General features: G+C 38.3%; 20 protein-coding genes and 1 tRNA gene. 1 reads left to right on the forward strand and 20 read right to left on the reverse strand.

Going from position 1 to position 23,305, the window contains the following annotated elements:
- Positions 1–133 precede the first annotated feature (133 nt).
- The 16 genes from AAC073_RS10915 to AAC073_RS10990 all read right to left on the reverse strand — a co-directional run bounded on the left by AAC073_RS10915 (position 134) and on the right by AAC073_RS10990 (position 16,643).
- Positions 134–382 carry a hypothetical protein gene (locus AAC073_RS10915; RefSeq protein WP_339923866.1) on the reverse strand — a complete coding sequence of 83 codons (249 nt, stop codon included), beginning with the start codon at positions 380–382 and terminating at the stop codon, positions 134–136.
- A gap of 65 nt (positions 383–447) precedes the next feature.
- Entirely contained in the window at positions 448–1,002 is a 555-nt protein-coding gene (locus AAC073_RS10920) for a DUF420 domain-containing protein (RefSeq protein ID WP_339923867.1), read from the reverse strand.
- Positions 989–1,657, reverse strand: coding sequence for an SCO family protein (locus tag AAC073_RS10925; RefSeq protein ID WP_339923868.1), 669 nt, complete (start codon positions 1,655–1,657; stop codon positions 989–991). Before AAC073_RS10925 ends, AAC073_RS10920 begins: the two co-directional genes overlap by 14 nt.
- Positions 1,658–1,730: 73 nt before the next feature.
- Positions 1,731–2,057, reverse strand: a complete 327-nt coding sequence (locus tag AAC073_RS10930) for a cytochrome C oxidase subunit IV family protein (RefSeq protein ID WP_339923869.1) — start codon at positions 2,055–2,057, stop codon at positions 1,731–1,733.
- 20 nt (positions 2,058–2,077) lie between these two features.
- Positions 2,078–2,848 (reverse strand): cytochrome c oxidase subunit 3, encoded by a 771-nt coding sequence (locus AAC073_RS10935; protein WP_339923870.1) that lies wholly within the window; start codon positions 2,846–2,848, stop codon positions 2,078–2,080.
- Positions 2,849–2,870: 22 nt separating this feature from the next.
- Positions 2,871–3,452, reverse strand: a complete 582-nt coding sequence (locus AAC073_RS10940; RefSeq protein ID WP_339923871.1) for a cytochrome c oxidase subunit 3 — start codon at positions 3,450–3,452, stop codon at positions 2,871–2,873.
- 1 nt (position 3,453) lies between these two features.
- Complete coding sequence (gene cyoE, locus AAC073_RS10945) at positions 3,454–4,356, reverse strand: heme o synthase (RefSeq protein ID WP_339923872.1); 903 nt, start codon at positions 4,354–4,356, stop codon at positions 3,454–3,456.
- Positions 4,353–5,444, reverse strand: coding sequence for a COX15/CtaA family protein (locus AAC073_RS10950; RefSeq protein ID WP_339923873.1), 1,092 nt, complete (start codon positions 5,442–5,444; stop codon positions 4,353–4,355). The genes cyoE and AAC073_RS10950 overlap by 4 nt, the downstream gene beginning before the upstream one ends.
- Positions 5,425–7,317: a cbb3-type cytochrome c oxidase subunit I gene (locus AAC073_RS10955; RefSeq protein WP_339923874.1), complete on the reverse strand. Its 1,893-nt coding sequence runs from the start codon at positions 7,315–7,317 to the stop codon at positions 5,425–5,427. The genes AAC073_RS10950 and AAC073_RS10955 overlap by 20 nt, the downstream gene beginning before the upstream one ends.
- Positions 7,318–7,341: 24 nt before the next feature.
- On the reverse strand, positions 7,342–8,373 hold the full coding sequence (locus AAC073_RS10960; protein WP_339923875.1) for a cytochrome c oxidase subunit II: 1,032 nt from the start codon (positions 8,371–8,373) through the stop codon (positions 7,342–7,344).
- 24 nt (positions 8,374–8,397) lie between these two features.
- Complete coding sequence (locus AAC073_RS10965) at positions 8,398–9,681, reverse strand: quinol:cytochrome C oxidoreductase (RefSeq protein ID WP_339923876.1); 1,284 nt, start codon at positions 9,679–9,681, stop codon at positions 8,398–8,400.
- Entirely contained in the window at positions 9,681–10,307 is a 627-nt protein-coding gene (locus AAC073_RS10970) for a cytochrome c (RefSeq protein ID WP_339923877.1), read from the reverse strand. Before AAC073_RS10970 ends, AAC073_RS10965 begins: the two co-directional genes overlap by 1 nt.
- 14 nt (positions 10,308–10,321) lie before the next feature.
- Positions 10,322–10,852, reverse strand: a complete 531-nt coding sequence (locus tag AAC073_RS10975; protein ID WP_339923878.1) for a DUF3341 domain-containing protein — start codon at positions 10,850–10,852, stop codon at positions 10,322–10,324.
- 2 nt (positions 10,853–10,854) lie between these two features.
- Positions 10,855–12,219, reverse strand: a complete 1,365-nt coding sequence (gene nrfD / locus AAC073_RS10980) for an NrfD/PsrC family molybdoenzyme membrane anchor subunit (protein WP_339923879.1) — start codon at positions 12,217–12,219, stop codon at positions 10,855–10,857.
- A gap of 18 nt (positions 12,220–12,237) precedes the next feature.
- Positions 12,238–15,342, reverse strand: a complete 3,105-nt coding sequence (locus tag AAC073_RS10985; protein WP_339923880.1) for a TAT-variant-translocated molybdopterin oxidoreductase — start codon at positions 15,340–15,342, stop codon at positions 12,238–12,240.
- 32 nt (positions 15,343–15,374) lie between these two features.
- Positions 15,375–16,643, reverse strand: a complete 1,269-nt coding sequence (locus AAC073_RS10990; RefSeq protein WP_339923881.1) for a c-type cytochrome — start codon at positions 16,641–16,643, stop codon at positions 15,375–15,377.
- Between the two features lie 367 nt (positions 16,644–17,010).
- On the opposite strand from AAC073_RS10990, the gene AAC073_RS10995 reads away from it, so the two are divergent.
- Positions 17,011–17,084, forward strand: a tRNA-Cys gene (locus AAC073_RS10995).
- Positions 17,085–17,567: 483 nt separating this feature from the next.
- Here AAC073_RS10995 and AAC073_RS11000 read toward each other — a convergent pair.
- The 4 genes from AAC073_RS11000 to AAC073_RS11015 all read right to left on the reverse strand — a co-directional run bounded on the left by AAC073_RS11000 (position 17,568) and on the right by AAC073_RS11015 (position 23,305).
- Positions 17,568–18,044 (reverse strand): thioredoxin family protein, encoded by a 477-nt coding sequence (locus AAC073_RS11000; RefSeq protein WP_339923882.1) that lies wholly within the window; start codon positions 18,042–18,044, stop codon positions 17,568–17,570.
- The gene (locus AAC073_RS11005) at positions 18,044–20,356 is read right to left on the reverse strand and encodes a TonB-dependent receptor (protein WP_339923883.1); all 2,313 of its coding nucleotides are present in this window, start codon (positions 20,354–20,356) and stop codon (positions 18,044–18,046) included. The genes AAC073_RS11000 and AAC073_RS11005 overlap by 1 nt, the downstream gene beginning before the upstream one ends.
- A gap of 477 nt (positions 20,357–20,833) precedes the next feature.
- Positions 20,834–22,615 carry a 30S ribosomal protein S1 gene (rpsA, locus tag AAC073_RS11010; RefSeq protein WP_339923884.1) on the reverse strand — a complete coding sequence of 594 codons (1,782 nt, stop codon included), beginning with the start codon at positions 22,613–22,615 and terminating at the stop codon, positions 20,834–20,836.
- 183 nt (positions 22,616–22,798) lie between these two features.
- The gene (locus AAC073_RS11015; protein ID WP_339923943.1) at positions 22,799–23,305 is read right to left on the reverse strand and encodes an HNH endonuclease; all 507 of its coding nucleotides are present in this window, start codon (positions 23,303–23,305) and stop codon (positions 22,799–22,801) included.

The raw sequence follows: 23,305 nt of genomic DNA on the forward strand, positions 1-23,305 counted from the left end.
TACAACTTATAACATGCTACAATCAATTTCTAGTCAAGTATTTGCCAGGTCTCTTTAAACCTAAGTTTAAGATAAACTCAAAAAATGGTTATGCAAAAAGTCATGCTTTTTGGAACACAACCCTTAACCCAGTCTATAGAGAAAGTTTTTTCTTCCTTCTGGCATTTTTATACCATAAATAGCCTAATATACTTAGCAAGACATAAGGAGCTACAAAAAGGTAGAGAATACCAAAATTAAGCGTGGCGCCTACCGTAGTATCCCCATTACTAACATTGTTTTCAATAGTCGCTCGACACATGGCACATTGCGCTAAAGTGGTTCGCACTGAAACCCCTAACATAAGGAAAACACCTAACAGAAATTTGAAAGAATTTTTCATTTTTAATGTAAACGTTTAGTTTAAACCTTTGTTTAAAGATAGGCAAAGTTAAGAAAATAAACCCTTCAATGCGTGTAATAAGGACTAATCATTAAATACACTATAACACCTGATACAGTGACATATAGCCAAATTGGAAAGGCATACCTGACTACTGACCGGTGTTTGTCATACTTGCCGGTCATCCCATAGTAATAGGCAAGAAGGATAGGAAATAAAGCCACAGCAGCCAAAATTATATGAGTTATAAGAAGCGGGTAATAAACCCACCTAATCCATCCTTCTCCACCAAAAGTAGCACTTTCAGCTGCAGAATGATATATAATATAGCTAACAAGAAAAATAGCTCCAAGTCCAAAAGCTACTGACATAGACACCTTATGCCATCCAATTTTACCATTTTTGATAAAATAGAGGCCTAAAATAAGCATAATTGAGGCAAATGAATTAATAACAGCATTCAAATGGGGAAGAAAATATACCCACTCTTCTTGGGTGTTAACCTTTAAGGGCATAAATAAAAGTACAGCAACTGCAACGGGCACCAATATAGAAATAACCGTTATCCATTTATAAATGGATTTCTCTATAGATTCCATGTTTAAATTATTCTTTGTCATGAAGCAAAATTTTTGTTTCTAAAATCAATTGATCCACCCCCTCACGTTGGGTACCACTATAATAACCTCGAATTCGGCCTAGCTCATCAATAAGGGCAAATTTATCACTATGAACAAAATCTTCAGGTACAGCGCCACCACTTATTGTAGGCAGAATAAAACCGCATCTGGCTAAATTATAGGTTTCTTCCATAGGCCCATTTAGAAAAAACCATTTGTCCTTATTGGCTGAATGCTCATTGGCATAGTCTAATAGAACATCTTGGTTGTCATACTCAGGGTCTATACTGATTGAATAAATTTGTACCCTGTCCTCATTTCTAAATACATCCTGAACCCTTTCCATTTCAGTGGACATAACAGGACAGATACTAGGGCAACTGGTAAAGAAAAAATCTACTACAGTAATCTTCCCCATCATTTTTTCCTTTCCTACACTTCTTCCATATTGATCGGTAAAGGTAAAATCAGGAATAAAATGTTGGGTACTGTCTTTGAAATCACATTGCCCAAAAGGATCGTCTACACCATTTTGATACAAGATTGGAATATCATATTGATTTGAAGAAAATCCCCTTAAAAAAAGGATTATTAAAACTGGTATCATCAATACACAGACCAATACCAGCACCTGAATTACACGCAACATTTTCATACAGTATTACAACAAAAAAAATGGTTGAAGATTCCCCTTCAACCATTCAAATTTTAATAATTCTTTAATGGTATTACCACCGCACTCCAAAAATCTCAACACCCTCTTTCATTAAGGCGATAATCAGCCAAACCAAGAAAATAAGGGGTACGATAATGGAATAAAACAATGGTTTAGCTTCACCACCTAAGTGCATAAACTCCATCATAATATACTTGGCCTTAACAATAGTAAGAACGATGAAAATGAGGTACAGTAAAAAACCTCTTTCCATGGTAAATGCAAATACAAATTCCACGGAAGTTATTACTAACAGAATCAAAGCTGTAAGCCAGATTTTCTTAATTTTCGCAGGATCTCTTGGAATTACTTCCATCCCATTTTTATTAGCGTGTTCCATTATATTATAAGTTTAAATTTCTAGATCAAATAGAAGAAGGTAAATACGAATACCCATACTAGATCTACAAAGTGCCAGTATAAGCCAATTTTTTCAACCATTTCATAATGACCTCGGTTTTCGTAAACACCTACGGCTGCCTGATAAAATGCTAAAAACAGTAAGAAAACACCTATGGTAACATGAAAGCCATGAAATCCAGTAATAAAGAAAAACAATTGCGCAAAAGGTGCTGGACCGTATTCATTGACAAGCAAATTGGCTCCGTATACCGTTTCAGATACTACATTATTTAGAGAGTTGACATAGGTCATCATAGATCCTTCGTCTGTGCCGTGAATAAAGTGAGTCCATTCCCAAGCCTGACAACCAAGGAAAGTCATCCCACCCAAAAGGGTCCAAAGCATCCATTTAACAACGTCATTCTTATCATTTCTGTGTCCAGCTTCTACTGCAAGAACCATAGTCACAGAACTCATAATCAAGATAAAAGTCATTAAGCCAACAAATACTAGCGGAAAGTGACCACCATGAACTAAAGGAATGGCATCAAATATCATTTCAGGAATGGGCCAATGTTCGTTTGAACTCACAAAATCGGCAACTTCTCCAGAGTAGGCAGGATAACTTACCCTAATGGCACCATAAGTAATAAGAAAGGCTGTAAAGGTAAAAATATCTGAGAGGAGAAAAAACCACATCATAAGCTTACCGTAGCTCGCTTTTAGTGGTTCGTTACCTCCACCCCAAACGCCTCTTTTTGATTGAATTTCAATAGCAGTCGAAGACATAATTAGTAAATTAACTTATATTTTAATGATTTAGAAGCAAAAACATAAACAGGTAAAGCCAAAGGCCTCCCAAAAAATGCCAAAAGGTGACGCACATTTCTAGTTGTGCCAATTTTTGAGAGTGTATTTCATTCCTTAAAGCCGAAATTAATACAATTATTAGAAATATCACACCACTAATTAGATGTATTGCATGCAAGCCAGTAAAAACATACATGAAGGACCCAGAAGGATTACCTACAAAATACACATCTTCTGCCACGAGGGCTTCCCAACTGTACCATTGTCCTACTAGAAAGGCTATACCTAAAACCAGGGTTATGAGAAGCCCAATTTTAAGGTTATTAAAGCTATCCCTTTTGGCAGAAGAATAAGCCCATTGTAAACTAATACTTGACAATACTATAATGCCTGATGTATACCAAAAGATATTTGGAAGGTCAAATTCAAGCCAATTGCCTTCGCCTTGTCTAACGATATAAGCACTCGTCATTCCTGCAAAAACCATGACAACACTCACAATAAACAACCAGAGCGCAAACTTCTTAGGGTGCATGGATAGCGGCTGCTCCGCTCCTTCGATAAATGAAAAATTCTCTTCCATGTTACACTTTATCTAATAAGTAAGCAATTTGCGTTATAGGAAGGTACAAAAAGGAACCAAACATAATTTTCAATGCTGATTTTCTGGAACAATCTTTCATTAATGAAAAGGTTTGTGCCAAAAACAATACCCCGCAAATAGTCGCTACAATCCCTGAATTTATACCCGTCAATCCAAAATAGGTAGGCAAAAGTCCTAGAGGTAACAAAAACAAGGTATATATCATTATCTGAATAGCAGTGTTAAGGTCTTTCTGACCTCCAGATGGAAGCAGTTTAAAACCCGCTCTTTTATAATCTTCATCACTCACCCAGGCGATGGCCCAAAAATGTGGGAATTGCCAGATGAACTGAATACCGAAAATAATCAAAGCCTCGTAAGAAATGCTTCCTGTCACAGCTGTCCAGCCAAGTAGTGGTGGCATGGCACCAGGAATAGCTCCAACCAATACAGCAATAGGCCCAACTCTCTTGAGTGGCGTATACACAAATACATACAATACCATACTTAGGATTCCTAATCCGGTAGTCAACATATTGGTGAAAAATGCCAAAAGGAATATGCCTAAAACGGCAGTAATAACTGCAAACCAATAAGCTTCTCTAACGGAAATAACATCCATTGGAAGAGGGCGCGTCTTCGTTCTTGTCATTAACTTATCGATCTCTCTTTCTTTTATCTCATTGGCTGCACCCGATGCTCCGCTAATAAGGAAGCCACCTATAACAAATCCAATGAAACCACTCCAAGAAAAGTTCTGACCATGGTGTCCCAAAATGAAACCAAATACAGCAGAGAAAGTAACCAAAGCTGACAATCTGAATTTAATCAACTCCAAATAGGCTTTAAACCTCACGGCTACACTATCCCACAACAATTTTTCTGATAAACCTAGAGTACTCATTTTAAAGCAATATTTATAGGGTCTTTTTTACTTTGCCCTAATTCAAGCCATATAAAATATTGAAAGCCAATAATCAAAGAACCCAAGAACAGGTGCACAGGTTGAATGAATGCTGGTATTCCAAAATAAGCCATTATTGTACCGGATAAAATAACCGCAACAAACAATGACATCAGCAATACATAATGGTTAGTCATTTTATTATTTTGTTCCCTAAAAGGGAATAACTTATATCCAATAAATAAATGAAGGCCTAGTATAACCAAGGAATAGGTCCTATGAATATAATAGGTTAGTCCTAATTCACCTATCCATGAGGATCTATTCAAATAAGCAGCATTACCTGCTATTACATCGATCTGTTCCCTTACTTGGGTACCAAGGATAATTTGAACAACCATTAACAATATACCTAAGCCAAGTACCAAACGATACCTGGTTGAAATTTCAATTGGCAAGTCAGCACTTTTCGCTTTATCAGCGTATCTGCCTGATAAGTGATAAATATACAGGAGAAGGCAAACCATGAAAAGAGCAACGATCATATGAACACTTATCATCCACTGAAGGAGATTAGTAGAGACTACGATTGAGCCTAGCCAACCTTGAAACAAAACCAAAACCAGTGATAGAAATGAAAGCCACATGATTTTTGGATCAACAGACTTTAACCTAAAAGAATAAATTAAAGTCAATATTATAAGCAAGCCAATAATTGCACCTGCGAGTCGATTTAAGTATTCAATCCAGGTTTTAGTAGCATTGAATGGTTCTTGAACAAGAATACTGTCATCGTTTCTTATTTCCTCTGCCAAATGGTCAAATCCAAGCGTAGTCAAAAGAGAAGCGAAGCGCTCGTTTTTTTCTACTCTTTTGGTAACATAGATATCAGGGTAGTTTGCTGGAAGTTGATCTTCTGATGTCGGAGGGACCCAACTTCCGAAACATTTCGGCCAGTCAGGGCAACCCATTCCAGCGCCCGTACTTCTAACTATACCACCAATCAGAATAAGAAGAAAAACAGCCACCGTAGTGATGAAACATACACTACGGAAGCTGTTGATATTTTTAAGATTGTTCTGATTCATTGGTTACCAATACTTCTCCTTCTTCCATCATTATTTCCTTTTCCAGTTGGACAAGTTTTGCCTCGTGAGGAAGATTGGATTCTGGAGTAGCAGAAAGAGGAACAGTTTGAGGAATAAAATCTTCTTTTGCTCCAGGTTTGCTATAATCATAAGGCCATCTGTAAACGGTAGGAATCTCTCCAACCCAGTTTCCATGACCAGGCTCTATTGGAGTGGTCCATTCTAAAGTATTAGACTGCCATGGGTTGGCACTTGCTTTCCTTCCTTTGTACATACTGTAAAAGAAGTTAAACACGAAGATAAACTGAGCAAAGAAGGTTATTATAGCTGCTACTGATACAAACATATTCAAATCAGTATACATGTCTGCAAAAGAGAAGTTTGTCCAGCTGTAATACCTTCTTGGGAAACCTGCAATACCAATATAGTGCATTGGGAAGAACACGAGGTAAACGCCTACGAATGTTAGCCAGAAGTGGACATAACCTAGCTTGTCATCCATCATCCTCCCAAACATTTTAGGGAACCAATGGTAAACGCCCGCAAGCATTCCGAAGAATGAAGCAGCACCCATTACCAGGTGAAAGTGAGCCACTACAAAATAAGTATCGTGCAATTGAATATCAATAGCGGAATTACCCAAGAATATACCGGTCAAACCACCTGATATAAAGAAAGAAACAAGGCCTATAGAAAACAACATGCCTGGGGTAAATCTCAAATTACCTCTCCACAATGTAGTCAAGTAATTAAATACTTTTACTGCGGATGGAACCGCAATAATCAAAGTAAGGAACATAAATATTGAGCCTAGGAATGGATTCAAACCTGACACGAACATGTGATGCGCCCATACTACGAAAGACAATATGGTAATACCCAACATGGATATAATCATTGCTTTATAGCCAAAAATAGGTTTTCTTGAATTGGTTGCTATCACCTCAGAAGTAATCCCTAAGGCAGGCAATAGGACTATATATACTTCAGGATGACCTAAGAACCAGAACAAATGCTGGTACAATACGGCACTACCTCCAGTATTCGGCAAAGCTTCACCACCGATATAAATGTCAGCAAGGTAAAAACTAGTACCAAAACTTCTGTCAAATACCAATAGTAAAGCGGCAGAAAACAATACAGGGAAAGACAACAATCCAATTACTGCTGTAAGGAAGAACGCCCAGATAGTCAATGGCAATCTGGAAAATGACATTCCTTTGGTACGTAGGTTAATTACAGTAGTAATATAATTTATACCGCCCATCAGTGAAGAGGCAATAAAGAAAACCATAGCCACTAACCATAGGGTCATACCCATACCAGAACCAGGAATGGCTTGCTCCAGTGCAGACAATGGTGGGTAAACTACCCATCCCCCACCTGCAGGGCCTTTTTCCAAAAACAAGGAAATGAACATAATCACACCGGAAATAAAGAAGAACCAGTAAGACAACATGTTCATAAATCCTGAAGCCATGTCTCGGGCTCCAATTTGTAATGGAATTAGAAAGTTAGAGAAGGTACCACTAAGACCAGCTGTCAATACAAAGAAAACCATAATGGTTCCGTGCATGGTGACCAAAGCCAAGTAAAAGGTTGGATCCAATTTGCCAGTTGCATCTATCCATCCACCTAAAATAGGTTTAAGGAAGGACATATCCATATCAGGAAATCCCAACTGCAATCGAAATAATACAGAAAGAAAACCACCAATAAATGCCCAAAATATACCAGACACAAGATATTGCTTCGCAATCATCTTATGGTCAGTTGAAAATATATACTTCGTTATGAAGTTATCGTGGTGCTCATGGTCATGATCATCATGTGTAGATGCTGCATCATGAGCTGAAACGTTTGCTACTGCCATGGTATTTATATTTTATTCGCTAAGTTATTCTTCGTTTATATAAATCTCCGCCAATTCCTTAAGTTCTACAGGAAGATCGGCCACAAGATCCGGATTACTTTTTATAAAAGGAGTTTGTTCTGCAAACCACTTTCTATATTCTTCAGGCTCTACAACAGTGATTATTTTTCTCATCGAAAAATGACCATTGCCACAAATCTCAGTACAAGCAATTTCAAATTCAAATTCTTCATCGCCCAACTCAGCCCTCATCTCTTCGGTCGTTTTGTTAGGAACAAACCAGAATCTTGTTGGCATACCTGGTACGGCATCCATTTTTAATCGCATGTGCGGTGCAAAAACAGAATGCAAGACATCCCTTGCCCTGATATTAAACAATACAGGCTCTCCTTTAGGAATTACAACACTTTGAGAAGGGAAATCATCAAAAGCATTTTTGTCAGTAAAGTCTATACCTCTTGAATTGGTAGCAGTAGTAAGCCTGTAATCATAGCTTCCCATCTGTTGATCTGCACCTGGATACCTTACGTCCCAAGCAAATTGATACCCCATGATCTCAACTACGTGAGCATTGTCAGGAGCTGGTCCTGTGATATCAGACCAGGCTTTCCATCCGGAAATAACCAATACGGTTAAAACCACTGCAGGTACAAGGGTCCAAAGAATCTCCAACTTATTGTTGTCTGGGTAAAAAGCAGCCCTTCTTTTTTCATCGTATCGGTAATGGTAGCTAAACCAGAACAATAGGATATGAGTAAGAATAAAGATAAAGCCTGTTACAGCCATCGTTATCCAAAACAACCTGTCTGTAACAATACCATGGTCTGATCCTATGGGCAACTGATAGTTGTCAAATTCAACTACCGAATAATAAATCATCCAAGCCCCACACCCAATAAGAAACACCATGAATAGAATGGCATTTACTTTATTGCTAGTAGTAGCTATTTTTTTATCAGAACCTTTAGCAACCGAAATTAAGGTTTGAATTCTATAAACCATCCAGATCACCATGATCAGGAGCACTACACCTATTGAAATAAGAAATCCGTACATAATTATAACTGTTTCGGAATTGGATTAAATGTGATGATGATAACTTTCCTCTAACATTGGGTGGTTCTTTGGAATAAGGTTGTTTTTAGCAAGATTAGTCAAAGCTACAAAAGCGAAAGCTGACCCATAAACCAATAACATACCTACTTCCATTAAACCAACTCCACCATTATGACCTAAAGTACCTGGCTGAACCATCAAGAAGAAGTCAACCCAGTGCCCAACAATAATGAGTGAACACACAACTTTGAGGAAAATGTTATGCCTTTTTGCATCCCTTGTCATTAGAACCAAAAAGGGTAAGGCAAAGTTTAATAAAAGGTTTACAAATATGTAAGAACCATACACATCACTAGAAAGTCTTTCAATAAAATAGACAGACTCTTCAGGAATATTGGCATAATAAATCAGTAAGAACTGAGAGAACCATATGTATGTCCAGAAAATTGAAAATGCAAAAACAAATTTTCCAAGGTCATGAATATGATTCTGATTTATCATTTCAAGGTATCCTTGCTCTTTAAGGAAAATGGTTAATAAGGTAATCACTGACAAACCAGCAACAAACCAAGAAGCAAATACATACCAACCAAATAAAGTTGAGAACCAGTGCGTATCAATGGACATTACCCAATCCCAAGCACTTATAGAAGAAGAAACAGCAAAAAAGATTAAAAATATTGCTGACCATTTTCTTATGGTATGCCAATAAGTTAATCCTCCATTGAGGTCCTCCTCGTTAGAAAGATTCTTAAGTTTATTAAAAAAGAAAACCCAAAAGCCAAAGAACAATACCATACGAACGATATAAAATATCGGGAAGGTACCTTTTTCCATTGGCCAGTAAAAGAAGCTTCCTTTACCATCTATTATTTTATCATAATGATCTCCTGCCTTGTCAAAAACGTAGCTATGCGTCCAATGAAACAGATCGTGGTTGGCGATAAAGAAAGTTACTAACATTAATACTGCCGCAATTGGAAGCCAATAACCCAAGGACAACATGACCCTAAGTAAAGCGGTAGACCAACCTGCCTGTGCAGCATATTGAATAGCGAAGAAAAACACACCTATAATCGCAATCCCTGTGAAATACACATTGTTTATCCAAAGGTTAGCATATAACCTTTGCGTCCAATGGAAACCATGACCAGCTTCTTCTCCGTGTCCATGTCCACCAGTAGCAGCCATGATAATACCGAATACCAATAAAAGCGCACCGATACCACCAAGTATGAAAATCACTTTCTTTACCGAGGCGGTAAAATCAAATCTTTGATCCAAATTGTAGTTACTTGCCTGTGCCATTATTGCTTCTGAATTACTTGTTTAACATAGTGTACAATTTCCCACCTTCTGTCAGCGGTAATCTGCGAGCCGTGAGCACCCATTCTACCTTTGCCATGTGTAATGACATGGAAAATATGGCCTTCGGGTAAATTTAAATAGGCTCCACCTTTTAAGTTTGCAACACCTCCTATTACCATACCTGCTTTCCCATCACCTTCTCCACCATTTCCATGACAAGGAGAACAATACTGGACAAACAATCTCTTCCCATCAGCCAGTACTTCATCAGTAAGAGGAATTGGATTTTGAATAGTTGCTGCACCTTCCAAATCAGCTATTCTTAACCTATAAGGTAAAATACCGTCTTTGTTTCTAGGAACAGTATTGGCTACAGGCTCCCGCATATTCATTCTATTCGGGTTATTTGTATTGCTGTTGAAAAACTCTCCCTTTCCATCCTCTCGAGTGGATAACCATTGCCCTTCTTCTTCGTTCGTGATCTGGCTTAAGCCTTCATAAGGAACCGAATGATACATCTGAGGAGCATACTCCGTACCTGGATAATCACCTTCAGCATTGCAAGAAGCAAGTCCTAGTGAAACCCCGATTACAGCTATTGAATATATTGATGATATAATTTTCATTTGCTACAGATTACTTAATCAAAACTTTTACTGTTCACCTCCGATGCCCCTGAATTTTTCAAAGCACCTTTAATTATTTCCAAATCGACAGCAGCGTTATTGGCTATATCTATGGCCATAACATGCTTGTCATCTGTACTTCTGAGATCAAAAATCCTAGGCTGTCCCCATGGCTTCAAGTTACTACTGATCATGAATACGCCTACCATTCCAAAAGCAGCAATTAAAACTGTCAATTCAAAAGTTACCGGAATGAAATCAGGAAAAGCAGCATGATCTTTACCACCGATTATCATTGGCCAATCAAATTTCATCATATAGAACTGCATTGTCAATGCCAAAGTAGTTCCCAACATTCCAAAAAGAAATGCAGCTATAGGTAACCTACTTTTTTTGTATCCCAACTCATCTTCCAATCCATGGACTGGGTATGGGGAAAATACCTCATGTATTTTAATTCCTGCAGCTCTAACTTCTCTGACAGCATTCTTAAGAATGTCCTCATCATCAAAGATCCCCAGGATAAAGTTTTTATCTCTTTCCATGATTATTTAGTTGTTTTTTCAGATGAAGATTTTAATACCGATTTGATTTCTGCCATGTTGATTACCGGGAAGAATTTGGCGAATAACAAGAAAGCTGTGAAGAAAAATCCAAAAGTAAACAGATATATACCTACGTCTGTGATGGTTGGGTAAAACATTACCCATGAAGAAGGAAGGTAATCCCTATGCAGAGAAGTTACTATAATCACAAACCTTTCAAACCACATCCCAATATTCACAACAATGGATAAAATAAATGTAGCTACTATTGATGTTCTGATCTTTTTGATCCAGAACAACTGTGGAGAAATCACATTACACGTCATCATAGACCAGTATGCCCACCAGTAAGGCCCAAACATTCTATTGATAAAAGCATATTGTTCTGCTTCTACACCAGAATACCAAGCGATAAAGAATTCAGTGATATACGCAATTCCTACAATAGAGCCAGTGACGATGATTACAATATTCATCAGTTCAATGTGGCCCATTGTAATATAATCTTCAAGCTTAAATACTTTTCTGGTGACAATCATCAAGGACAACACCATGGCGAACCCTGAGAAAATGGCTCCAGCCACAAAATAAGGAGGGAAGATGGTAGTATGCCATCCAGGTATTACTGAAGTAGCAAAGTCAAAGGACACAATTGTATGTACAGAAAGTACCAAGGGAGTTGCAAGCCCTGCAAGGATAAGTGAAACACTTTCATACCTCATCCAGGTCTTGGCACCGCCATCCCATCCAAAGCTCAACGCACCATAAATGGTATTTCTTATTCCTGTAGCCCTATCTCTAATAGTAGCAAAATCAGGAATCAAGCCTATATACCAGAAGACTAGGGATACAGAAAAGTAAGTAGAAATCGCAAATACATCCCATAGAAGTGGAGAGTTGAAATTCACCCACAGTGATCCATATGTATTTGGCAATGGAAGCGCCCAAATTGCTCCTATCCAAGGCCTTCCCATATGTATCAAGGGAAAGATTGCAGCACAAATAACGGCAAAGATGGTCATGGCTTCCGCTGCCCTATTAATAGATGTTCTCCATTTTTGTCTGAAGAGCAACAATACGGCTGATATAAGTGTACCTGCGTGACCAATACCTACCCACCACACAAAGTTGGTGATGTCCCAGGCCCAGCCTACAGTTTTATTAAGTCCCCACATTCCTATTCCTTCCCAAAGGGTAGCAACCAGTGCCAAGCTGCCTATTAAAAGAACAGTCAACGAAACTGCCAATCCAATCAGCCAACTTTTAGTTGGCTTACCTTCTACATGCCTGGCAATATCATTGGTGACGTCCTTGTAAGTCTTACCGCCGGTAATAAGCGGATCGCGTACGGGTGAAGTAACCTGCATATCTAATTATTTTGTTTTTTAAGCTTCGTTTTTGTCCTTATTTCTGATTTTGGTAAAATACCAAACATTAGGGCTGACATTGATTTCCTCTAATACATGGTACGCCCTTTCTTCATTTACCTCCTTGATAGCGTCCGTATTGTTTTCTTCAATTTTTAACATTTTTGACACTTTAGATAGCGGATCATTCATGTCTCCAAAAACAAGCGCTTCAGTAGGACAAGATACTGCACAAGCAACATTTATATCACCATCCTTCACTTTCCTGTTTTCACGTTTTGCAGTCAGTTTCCCAGCCTGAATTCGTTGAACACACATGGAGCATTTTTCCATTACACCCCTCGCTCTTACCGTCACATCAGGATTAAGTACCATTTTACCCAAATCATCATTTTGAGCAGTATTTACCCCTGCAAAATCCTTATTGTCATGGTATTTAAACCAGTTAAATCTTCTTACTTTATAAGGACAGTTGTTGGCACAATATCTAGTACCGATACAACGGTTATAAGTCATTTGGTTCAATCCTTCAGAACTGTGCGTAGTAGCAACTACCGGACATACAGTCTCACAAGGTGCATTGTTACAATGCTGACACATCATCGGTTGGAAAACAACCTCAGGATTGTCGGCTGCTTCCTCTAGTTCATTAGTTGAAGAAGCTTCTGCAGGTGAACTGTAGTATCTGTCAATTCTTATCCAGGCCATTTCTCTCCTGTTAAGCACTTCCTGCTTACCTACGACGGCTACGTTATTTTCAACCTGACAAGCAACTGTACAAGCTGAACATCCTATACAGGAGTTCATGTCTATGGCCAATCCCCAGTGGTGTTGGCTGTATTTATGACCAGACCAAAGTGAAATTTTACTTGGCTTAACAAATTCGCCGTCTTTATATATTTCTGGGTGATACCTTCCAGCACTAGCATCCTCTTGGTATTCACCTAAGGTAGCTTCCTGAACAACAAAACTCCTTCCCATGTAGGTCTGGTGCGTTTGTGTCTGCGCTATTTTATAAGATTCTTCTATAAGGCTTACACTTACACCTTCCGTTATATCGTAATCAACAAATCCTTTAGAAGCATTCAATAAAGCATAAGCATTAACACCTACACCATTCGCTACCCTTCCAGCGGCTGTTCTACCATAGCCCAATGCAAGACCAAAAGTTCCGTCTGCCTGACCTGGTTGAACCAAAACTGGCACAGTGAAAGTTTGACCATTGGCAGAAACGTTAGCCATTTTGGTAGCCCCTTCAAACATTTTAAGTCCATTGTCATTGGCCCATTTTTGAGATACCGTAAGGTAATTGTCCCAAGTGGCTTTTGATATTGGATCCGGCATTTCTTGTAACCAAGGGTTGTTGGCAAAGGCACCAGAGCCAATACCTACTTTGGTATAGACAATAAGTTCAGCACCTGTACCCTGCGCCTGATAAGACTTGCCTATGGCTGAAGCAGAAGCATTGATATCGCCAGTTACCGCAAGAGCTGCAGGATTTTCACTGTCTTCTGAAGTGTTAGCCATTTCATAGACTCCATCATAAAGACATTTATCCCAGAAGGACTGAAAATCGCCTTCTAATCCCTGGAAAACAAAAGTGGCTTCCCAGTCTTCTCGAAGAAAATCATAATAAGATGTATTGTTTCCTGCCCACTTTAAAAAGCTTTCAGTTGCCTGACGGGTATTAAACAAAGGAGAGATTACTGGCTGAGCCAAACTGTAAACTCCTTTTCTAGGATTAAAATCATTCCAAGATTCAAGGAAATGATGGTCTGGAGCAAGGTATTGTACCAATGAAGCAGTTTCATCCTTCACTTCAGAAGTCGAAACAGAAACCTTCGCTTTACCTATAGCCGCCGCTAGTTCTTGCCCTCCACCGAAGTCGTAAACAGGGTTACAATTGTAAAATACTACAGCGCCAACCTTACCAGCATTCAATTCAGTAACGAATTGCTTCATTCTGCTGTCATCTCCTTTACGGAAAAATACTGGTGTTTGAAAGTCTACTGTACTTCCATTGTTTCCTAAAAGCTCGTTAATTGCGTGAATCACCACTTGAACATTTGGATCATTTGATCCTGATACAACAAGAGATGCGCCTTTGTTGGCCCACAATTCGTTGGCAGCTTTTGCCAAATGATTTATTTCTAAACTAGCACCTGAAACAGTACTGGCACCAGCTTTTTTTGCTATCAGGTTGTATAGCGCCAATACTGCAAGACCACTTTGGGATGCAGTGATTGGAGTACGATAGTCAGCATTTGATCCAGTAAGTGAGAGTGTAGACTCAAACTGGAAATGCCTTGACATAGTAGGGTTTTCCTTAGAAATCTTCCTTCCCTGAGCATATTGTCTTGCGAACTCAATCGGAGAAATCCATGAACCTAAAAAATCAGCTCCAAAGCTGACAATTACTTTCGCCTCATCGAAATGATAAGAAGGAAGGATGCTGCTTCCATAATAGGTTTCACTCGCTTTGGTGATACCATAGTTGGAAATAGGATCATAAGTAATGAGTTCTACATTACCCATTTGATCAGCAAACGCTCTTATCGCCCTGTTTGTGCCAGGAGACAATATGGTATTACTGATTATTTTAATTGTACCAGCGCTTTTAAGCTTTCCAGAAAGTTCACTATCTAAAGCAGCCCATTCTACAGCGTTAGCTCCAATTTGAGGGGCTTTTAATCTTGCATCGTCATAAAGAGACAATACTGACCCTTCCACAATAGCATTTGTTCCACCATTGGTGATTGGTGACAATTTATTGCCATCAATCTTTATAGGCCTACCTTCTCTGGTTTTAACCACAATAGAAGCATAGTCTCCTCCTTTTGAGAAAGTCGATGCGTAATAATTGGGAACAGAAGGATTGATATCAACAGGTTTGTTAACATAAGGAATGGCTTTTCTTACCGGAGCCTCACAAGCTGCCAGGGAAGCCGCAGCCACACTGAAACCCATCATTTTTAGAAAGTCCCTTCTTGTAGAACTTCCATCTTCCTTTTGATTACTTTTAGAGGTAAAGCCAGGAAATTCCTGATCAGCATTTTTAACAAACTCGGGATCGTTTGTCAACTGCTCTAACCCTTTCCAATATGTCTTTTTATTTTCTTTCATTTTATATTAAAGAAAAGAATGTTCGTAAAGATTTAATAGTGACACTTTGCACATTCCAAACCACCGATGTCTTTGACTTTCAAAGCATCGTTAGAGGATTCTGAATGCAATTGCACGAGTTTGTCATAATACTCATTGCCCTGTGTGTCGATTTCAGTATTTCTGTGACAATCAATACACCAACCCATGGTCAATGCACTGTGTTGAGAAACCACTTCCATTTCCTCTACAGGTCCATGACAAGTTTGACATTCAACACCACCTACAACAACATGTTGAGAGTGATTGAAATAAGCCAAATCAGGAAGGTTATGCACCCTTACCCATTCTATAGGTTTATTATTATCTACTGCATCGTATATTTTAGCTATCTCAGGTGAAATACCATCCTTGCCTTCCACATTTTGAATGTGCATGTGACAGTTCATACAAATGTTAGCGGAAGGAATGTTTGCAGACTTTCCGATTTCTACTCCTGTATGACAGTATTGACAAGGGATTTCATACTGACCCGCATGAAGCTCATGGGAATAAGCAATTGGCTGACTTGGCGCATATCCTTGCTGAACACCTACGGTATACAAGCCATTGATAGCTGTTTTAACAACAAATGCAAGCACAATGGCCGTGACAATGATGATCATGCCATCACTTTTAAAGATGCCTTTATAATCTGTTTTTTGGTTGATAAAAGCTTTATCATCCTCATCCAGCTCATCATTTTTGTTCATGTATTTTGTCAATACTGAGACGATAAGTCCCAATACAACCAATACTAGCACCAGCACGATTACAAGTACAACAAGGATTATGGTCAGGTATTCATTAGGAATTCCTCCTCCCGAACTAGCTGCTTCACCACCTTCAGTTCCAGCCGCTGCTGCTGCCGCTGGGTCGACTTTGTCACCATACTCAATGTAAGATAGTAAATTTGTCAGGTCGCCATCACTTAAAAAATCATGCGCTGGCATGACCGTGTTATTGAATTCTTTGAAAAGGGCTACTGCATCAGCATCTCCTCCTTGAATCAATACTTGTGAGTTGGTAATAAATTGTTTTACCCAGGCCAACTCCCTCCTATCAGTAACTCCCCTTAGGGCAGGCCCGATCAATTTTTGATCGAGTCTATGGCAGGTTTTACAGTTGGCATTAAAAATGGACTGACCCGCGGATATAGCTTCTTCGCTATCCGGAATTTCAGGGTCCACCGCATATGCCTGAATCCCTGAAAATAGGAATATCAAGACCATCAGATGGCATACGCGAATTGAAACCCCTAATAATGAGCGTTTGATCGACATAGTTATGTGTACTTTTTTCAGATTTTCTCAGTGCAATACAATTTCCCCACAAATGTACCACCCAACTTCTATTTTTCAAACTTGAGGGACTTAGAACAATTTATGAGAACAAAATCTAAATATAGTATTTAAAACACTGTTTTACAGACAATTAAATAGGTATACCTGAAGCACATTTTAATTTAGAACAGTTATAAATAAGTTGATTTTTAATTATTTTAAAAAATAATCTCGTCCACAACAATTAACATTTCGTTTCAGAGTGATTTTTACCCGAGCATTTGCTTAAAATCTCCCGATAATTTTTAACGGTAAGGTTTGAAAAACCAACATTAAATGCCTAAATTTGCGCTTCGATAAATGAAAAGGTCGAGTGGCCGAGTGGCTAGGCAGAGGTCTGCAAAACCTTGTACAGCGGTTCGAATCCGCTCTCGACCTCCATAGGCATCCTCTTAAAGGATGCCTTTTTTTGTGCTCACTTTTCTGGATTTGGTTCAGCTTCATTCTTTGACTCGAAATATCTCAGAGCATAAAAACCATGGAATAAAATTGCCTTCTTAGAGCTTAAGGGCAGTTTTCGGCAATCAAAAGTGGGTACCCTGGGTGAAATTATAACCCATTTTATTTTAAAAAATTTAAACTTTTCTTTAACTATATGCCTCCATAAAAAGAATAAATTTTGCCTAAAAAGAGCTGCTTCTCAATTTAAAAAAGTATTCTCAAAAATTGCCAAAACGAAAAAATTCGCAATTAAAAATTGGCCTAACCTGATAAATAAAACACTTAATTTGGCCATGACTTTTTAGCAAAGTGCTAAAGTGAAGCACAAATAATTGAAAAATTTTAGCGCAAATCCTGTATTTAAATCCTGATTGATTTCATGATTTGAAGTATAAATTATTTAAGTTTTCGCCTCATAAAAACTTAGCGCTTACCGTCATTCATCTCCTGTATAAATCTTTTCAGATCTTTAGTACGTTGAAACCCTTGAAATATTTGGAAATATTGATCCAATGGAGAATAAAAAACTGTTGTGGGAAACAACAGTTTTCCCTTTTCCATTCCTAACATTCTGGCCAAAGGATGAAAATCACCTTCTGAGCCAGGATCATAGTTCCTACCCATAAAAGCCAGGTTTTTTTCGTCTTCAGCATCAATTTTTAAGCAATAGAATTTCTTCGCTAGTAAATCAATAACTTCTGAGTCTTTAAAGGTTATGTTTTCCTGCATCTTACAGTATTTGCACCAATCCGTGTAAATAAAAACCATTAATGGCTTAGGTTTTGCCCTTAAACTATCCCCAAGATGTGCTATTGAAGACCATGGCAATGCTTGGCCATTGGAAATTCCAGCAGAAAATCCCATCAATAGCACAGTCCATATGACTACTATCCCCTTCATTAGTCAATCGTAAATCTAACTCCTAGAAAGGCCCTTCTTCCTTGATTCGGCGCATAGACATAAGATGGATCAAATGTAAGTGCTGTAGGATTCTCAGGAGTTGGAACCACCTGTCCATCTCCTCCAAAAACCACATTTCTATCAAAAGGATCAAAACTCCTAGCTATACTATTGGCTGCTGGTGTAAAGTTCAGGATATTCTTCACTCCTCCGTACACTTCCCATTTTGAAGCCAAACGTTTGCTAAGTTGTAAATTCTGCAAGCTGTACCATGGAGAGTATCCAGGTCTATCATCAAGTGCACCCAATAGGGGCAATCGCATAGGACCATATAGGTTTCCTGTATAATCCACCGTCAACGCCAAGGAAGGAATGGTGTAACCGATACTCCATACACCACTAAACCGCTCAGTAAGTAACTGCCTGTAGGTTACGTCATTTTCCGTTACTGACACGTCCATAAGCGTACCTCCTGCAATAATGTTTAAGCCATTTATCCAAGACATTTCTACATTGAGAGAAGCGCCTTTTGATACTGCATGTCCGTCAAGGTTACCATAAATAATCTTATTTGGATCCGTTTCGTAATCAGGTAAAATAGCATTGTTAAAATAAGTATAAAAGGCAGATCCATCAAGACTTATGAATAACTGATTGGTAGTATAAATCTTCTTTACAACATTCAAATTGGCATTCCATGAAGTTTCTGGAGAAAGCTCTCCATCAAAAACCACTTCTCTAGCCCCGGTGAGGGCAGCATGGTCTTCGGTGAACACATTGGCTACCCGATAGCCATTACCGACGCTCATCCGGACTACATTGTTTCTATTATCAGAAGTCCATTTATAATTTATTCTTGGAGAAAGGATGCTCCCATGCAAACTATTATAATCATACCGCATACCCATTAATAATTTATGGTTATCGCTGAAAGTAATTTCATCCTGTAAAAAAGCACCAGGAAGGTGCGTGATGGATGGTTCGTTAAGGTTGTTTGCAGCGGTTGTGGCTGGTGTATTGTCATCATAAAAAGTATACCTATAGGCCATCCCAAACAATAAATCATGATGATCTAAGGGCTTGTTCCAGGTTAGCTGTCCAAAACCAATGTACTGATCTGCAATAAAAGGAGAATCCCCATAAACGGAGTTTTGATTATGTCCGTTTGTACTGAACTGAAAATTAATAAGCTCATCTACAGGAAGTTGATATACCCCAAACATTTCCCAGCGATTGGTATAAATGCTTTCTGCATAAATTTCATCCCCACCTCGATATTCAGAAGTCCAGTCCATTTCTCCACCCCACCTATCTTCATAGACATAACGTCCCGCAATTGAGAAATTTTTACCGGATTTTCTATCAAAGCTCAATTTGTTGAATATTGAAATCCTATTTTGAAGGGTCACATCAGTAAAGCCATCCCCATTTTTATCCAATGGGTTTTGATAATTAAAATAGTTTATCCCTAGCAAGCCTTGCGTTTTATTTGTGAGGTTATACCGTAATCCCAAATCAGTATTGACATCACCCCAATCGGTACTGAACACATCTGCGGATATTAAAGGAGCAGCAGCTGGTTTTTTAGTAATAATATTGATAAGGCCACCTACTGCCTCAGAGCCATACAAGGTAGAAGCAGGACCCTTTACAATCTCTATCCTTTCGATAAGCGCTTGAGGAATCCCTGTCAAACCGTATACGGATGACAAGCCGCTCACAATTGGCATTCCATCAATCAAAACCATGGTATATGGACCTTCAAGGCCATTGATATGAATGTCTCCCGTGTTACAAACATTACAATTTATTTGGGGACGGACTCCATTAACATTCTGAAGGGACTCGAAAACAGAGGGTGTGGGATTTGCGCGAAAAAAATTGGCTGAGTAAACTTCAACAGGCACAGGGCTATCCAATTTCGAGACCTCTTTCATGGTGCCTGATACTACCACTTCACCTAGAGATGTGGCAGATTCACTTAAAATAAAATTATGACTTGGTGACAAATTACCCCCTGTAACCTCAATTCTTATTTGCTGCTGTTCAAATCCTATCAAAGATGCTGTTAAAGAATGGGTTCCTAATGGTACATTTTGAATGACAAAAGAGCCGTTTTCATCTGTAATACCACCTAAAGAAATTTTTCGTATTCCCACATTGGCAAACTCCAATGGAGCACCATTTTCATCTACAACTTTTCCAGTTATTTCCCCTTCTTCCTGCGCCTCCACTTGTTGATAGGTTAGGGCAACTAACAGCGAAAATAAGAATGCGCTGTATTTTATTAGATTAACATTTATAATTTTCATATCCTTACAAAAGTAATAAGTTAGACTTATCTAACAAATTATTTCGACGTTTATTTAATTTTTATTTTACGCCTCTAAAATAGTAGTTCAGACAAAAGCTTGTATAAGAAGTAGGATTAACAAATTAACAAAATGAAATAAGTAGGAAGTTTCCAACTAAAAAACCCAATAAAAATAGTCTTACAATAAACAGGTTTTAGGAGGAAAGGAAGGATTTAAAAAGACCATATGATTGTAAAAATGGACTCAAACACCGATTACAGGTCCCCAAATTGCCCTTAAAATCTTTAAGAAACTTAGCTTATTATCATATACCCCTTCGAGAACAAAAAGTACATGAGCCATTTTTAAACCATTAAATCCAATAACACAAAAAGTAAAACTTAATAAAATTTAAAAAATAAAACAATACGGCAAAAAAAAAGCACTAACCTTGGGTAAGGTTAGTGCTTTCAATAGTGTATAAATAAGGGTGAATTATTTTTTACCCTGATCCATTTTTTCTTTCAATGCAGACAATGCATCCAAATCTCCTAGTGTAGATTTTTCAGCTCCAGCTCCACTGTCAGTAGTAGTTGCAGCTTTCTTTTTAGGACTAGCTTTCTTAGCAGCACCTGGCTTAGGCATTGCTTCTTCTTTGAAAGTAGCAGTATGAGAAAGTACAATACGCTTGTCATCTTTAGAGAATTCAATTACAGTGAAATCAAGGCTTTCACCTGCTTCTGCTTGACTTCCGTCAGCTTTCTCAAGATTTTTAGTAGTGGCGAATCCTTCAAGACCGTAAGGTAATTCAAGGACAGCACCTTTATCATTTTTAGAGATGATAGCACATTTGTGCTTAGATCCGATTGGGAACACATTTTCGAAAGTATCCCAAGGGTTTTCTTCCAATTGTTTGTGTCCAAGAGCCAATCTTCTGCTATCAAGATCCAATTCTAATACAATAACATCAAGTTCGTCACTTACCTTCACAAATTCTGAAGGATGTTTGATCTTTTTAGTCCAAGACAAATCAGATACGTGAACCAAACCATCTATACCTTCTTCAAGCTCTAAGAATAGGCCGAAGTTAGTAAGGTTTCTAACAATACCTTTATGTTTGGTACCGATAGCATATTTGGTAGACATTTCAGCTTTAGTCCAAGGATCTTCAGTAAGTTGTTTGATACCTAAAGACATCTTGCGCTCATCTTTGTCAAGCGTAAGGATTACAGCTTCGATCTCATCACTAACTTTTACAAAGTCAGCTGGATTTCTTAAGTGCTGTGACCATGACATTTCAGAAACGTGGATCAAACCTTCTACGCCTGGTGCTAATTCAAGGAATGCACCGTAATCAGCAACATTTACAATTTTACCTGTAACTTTTGAGCCTACTTCCAAGGTAGCAGATAAAGAATCCCAAGGATGAGCAGTCAATTGCTTCATACCCAAAGAAATTCTTTTCTTATCATCATCAAAATCAAGTACTACTATCTGAACTTTGTCGTCAAGGTTAAGCACTTCTTCTGGATGATTAATACGACCCCAAGAGATGTCTGTAATGTGAAGTAAACCATCTACACCACCCAAATCGATGAATACACCGAAGTTGGTCATGTTTTTGATAATACCTTCAAGTACTTGACCTTTTTCAAGGTTGTTAAGGATTTCAGCTTTTTGTTTCTCAAGATCTTTCTCGATCAAGACTTTGTGTGAAACTACAACGTTGTCGTTGGCGTGATTAATTTTAACCACTTTCACTTCCATCTTTTTACCTACGTAGATATCAAAATCTCTGATAGGTTTAACATCGATTTGAGATCCTGGTAAGAAAGCTTCTACTCCATAAATATCTACGATCAATCCACCTTTGGTTCTTCTCTTAACAAGACCCTCGATAACATTGTCTTCTTCCAATGCTTCTTCAATGGTCTGCCAAGCTTTAACCATCTTGGCTTTCTTACGGGAAAGAACCAACTGTCCCAAAGAATTCTCCTGCTCTTCGATGAATAATTCAACCTCATCGCCGATTTTCAAACCCTCTATATCACGGAATTCATTCAGTGGAACAAGTCCGTCTGATTTAAAACCAATGTTGATGATTACATCTTTATCATTAATACCTACTACAGTACCAGTGATAACTTCTTTTTCTGTAATCTCAGTAAGGGTATTGTCGTAAAGGTTTTCCATTTCAGCTCTCTCAGCTTTAGTGTAACCTTCTCCGAAACCCTTGGTCTCAAATTTTTCCCAATTAAAATCTTCTTGATTTGACATAATAAATAGATAACCCTGATTTTCAACAGCCTTAGGGTCGTCTGGCTGAGGTTTTTATAAATGATATCCTCTTGTTATAAGGCCCATCCACTCGAATGGATTGCAAATTTACGAATTATTTTAGGATTAGGAACTGTAACCCAACAAAAGATCAAGATATTCAACCTATATCGGCACATTGGATCATACCTGCTTTATAGCAAGGAAAGGAATCCATTCTTCAGCATGTCGTTCAGCATATTCGGCAAGGAAATAAGACAAATTGGGCTTAAATGGATAGATCTTTAAAGCCATTCCTGCCTCTTCTGGGGTTTTATTTCCTTTAATTGTATTGCAACGGTGGCAAGCAGTAATGAGGTTACTCCAAGAAGTCTTGCCTCCCTTGGATTTAGGGATAACATGATCTAAGGTCAAGTTCTTACTCGATCCGCAATATTGACAGGTGTGGTCATCCCGTTTAAAAAGATTGTTTCTATTCAACAAAACACCCTTATATGGTATGTTCTTATAATCATCGAGCCGAATAACAGCGGGATAATCATACACCTTATCAACAGTTCTTATTTGAAGGTTGTCATATTGAACCAATGCTGTGGCCTTGTCAAGATAAGTAAGAACAAATGCTTTATAAACATTTACGACCCCTATAGGAGAATGATCCAGATTCAAAACAAGTACTTTTTTTTCCAA

Origin of the sequence: uncultured Cyclobacterium sp., assembly GCF_963977555.1 — a bacterium.
Lineage (GTDB): Bacteria > Bacteroidota > Bacteroidia > Cytophagales > Cyclobacteriaceae > Cyclobacterium.

Coding starts and splice junctions, on each gene's coding strand:
- AAC073_RS10950 (WP_339923873.1), bottom strand. CDS start 5,444: ATGAATCAGAACAATCTTAAAAATATCAACAGCTTCCGTAGTGTATGT.
- AAC073_RS10960 (WP_339923875.1), bottom strand. CDS start 8,373: ATGTACGGATTTCTTATTTCAATAGGTGTAGTGCTCCTGATCATGGTG.
- AAC073_RS11000 (WP_339923882.1), bottom strand. CDS start 18,044: ATGAAGGGGATAGTAGTCATATGGACTGTGCTATTGATGGGATTTTCT.
- rpsA (WP_339923884.1), bottom strand. CDS start 22,615: ATGTCAAATCAAGAAGATTTTAATTGGGAAAAATTTGAGACCAAGGGT.
- AAC073_RS10915 (WP_339923866.1), bottom strand. CDS start 382: ATGAAAAATTCTTTCAAATTTCTGTTAGGTGTTTTCCTTATGTTAGGG.
- AAC073_RS10970 (WP_339923877.1), bottom strand. CDS start 10,307: ATGAAAATTATATCATCAATATATTCAATAGCTGTAATCGGGGTTTCA.
- AAC073_RS10930 (WP_339923869.1), bottom strand. CDS start 2,057: ATGGAACACGCTAATAAAAATGGGATGGAAGTAATTCCAAGAGATCCT.
- AAC073_RS10955 (WP_339923874.1), bottom strand. CDS start 7,317: ATGGCAGTAGCAAACGTTTCAGCTCATGATGCAGCATCTACACATGAT.
- AAC073_RS10985 (WP_339923880.1), bottom strand. CDS start 15,342: ATGAAAGAAAATAAAAAGACATATTGGAAAGGGTTAGAGCAGTTGACA.
- AAC073_RS10940 (WP_339923871.1), bottom strand. CDS start 3,452: ATGGAAGAGAATTTTTCATTTATCGAAGGAGCGGAGCAGCCGCTATCC.
- AAC073_RS10975 (WP_339923878.1), bottom strand. CDS start 10,852: ATGGAAAGAGATAAAAACTTTATCCTGGGGATCTTTGATGATGAGGAC.
- AAC073_RS10920 (WP_339923867.1), bottom strand. CDS start 1,002: ATGACAAAGAATAATTTAAACATGGAATCTATAGAGAAATCCATTTAT.
- AAC073_RS10965 (WP_339923876.1), bottom strand. CDS start 9,681: ATGGCACAGGCAAGTAACTACAATTTGGATCAAAGATTTGATTTTACC.
- cyoE (WP_339923872.1), bottom strand. CDS start 4,356: ATGAGTACTCTAGGTTTATCAGAAAAATTGTTGTGGGATAGTGTAGCC.
- AAC073_RS10935 (WP_339923870.1), bottom strand. CDS start 2,848: ATGTCTTCGACTGCTATTGAAATTCAATCAAAAAGAGGCGTTTGGGGT.
- AAC073_RS10990 (WP_339923881.1), bottom strand. CDS start 16,643: ATGTCGATCAAACGCTCATTATTAGGGGTTTCAATTCGCGTATGCCAT.
- nrfD (WP_339923879.1), bottom strand. CDS start 12,219: ATGCAGGTTACTTCACCCGTACGCGATCCGCTTATTACCGGCGGTAAG.
- AAC073_RS11005 (WP_339923883.1), bottom strand. CDS start 20,356: ATGAAAATTATAAATGTTAATCTAATAAAATACAGCGCATTCTTATTT.
- AAC073_RS10925 (WP_339923868.1), bottom strand. CDS start 1,657: ATGAAAATGTTGCGTGTAATTCAGGTGCTGGTATTGGTCTGTGTATTG.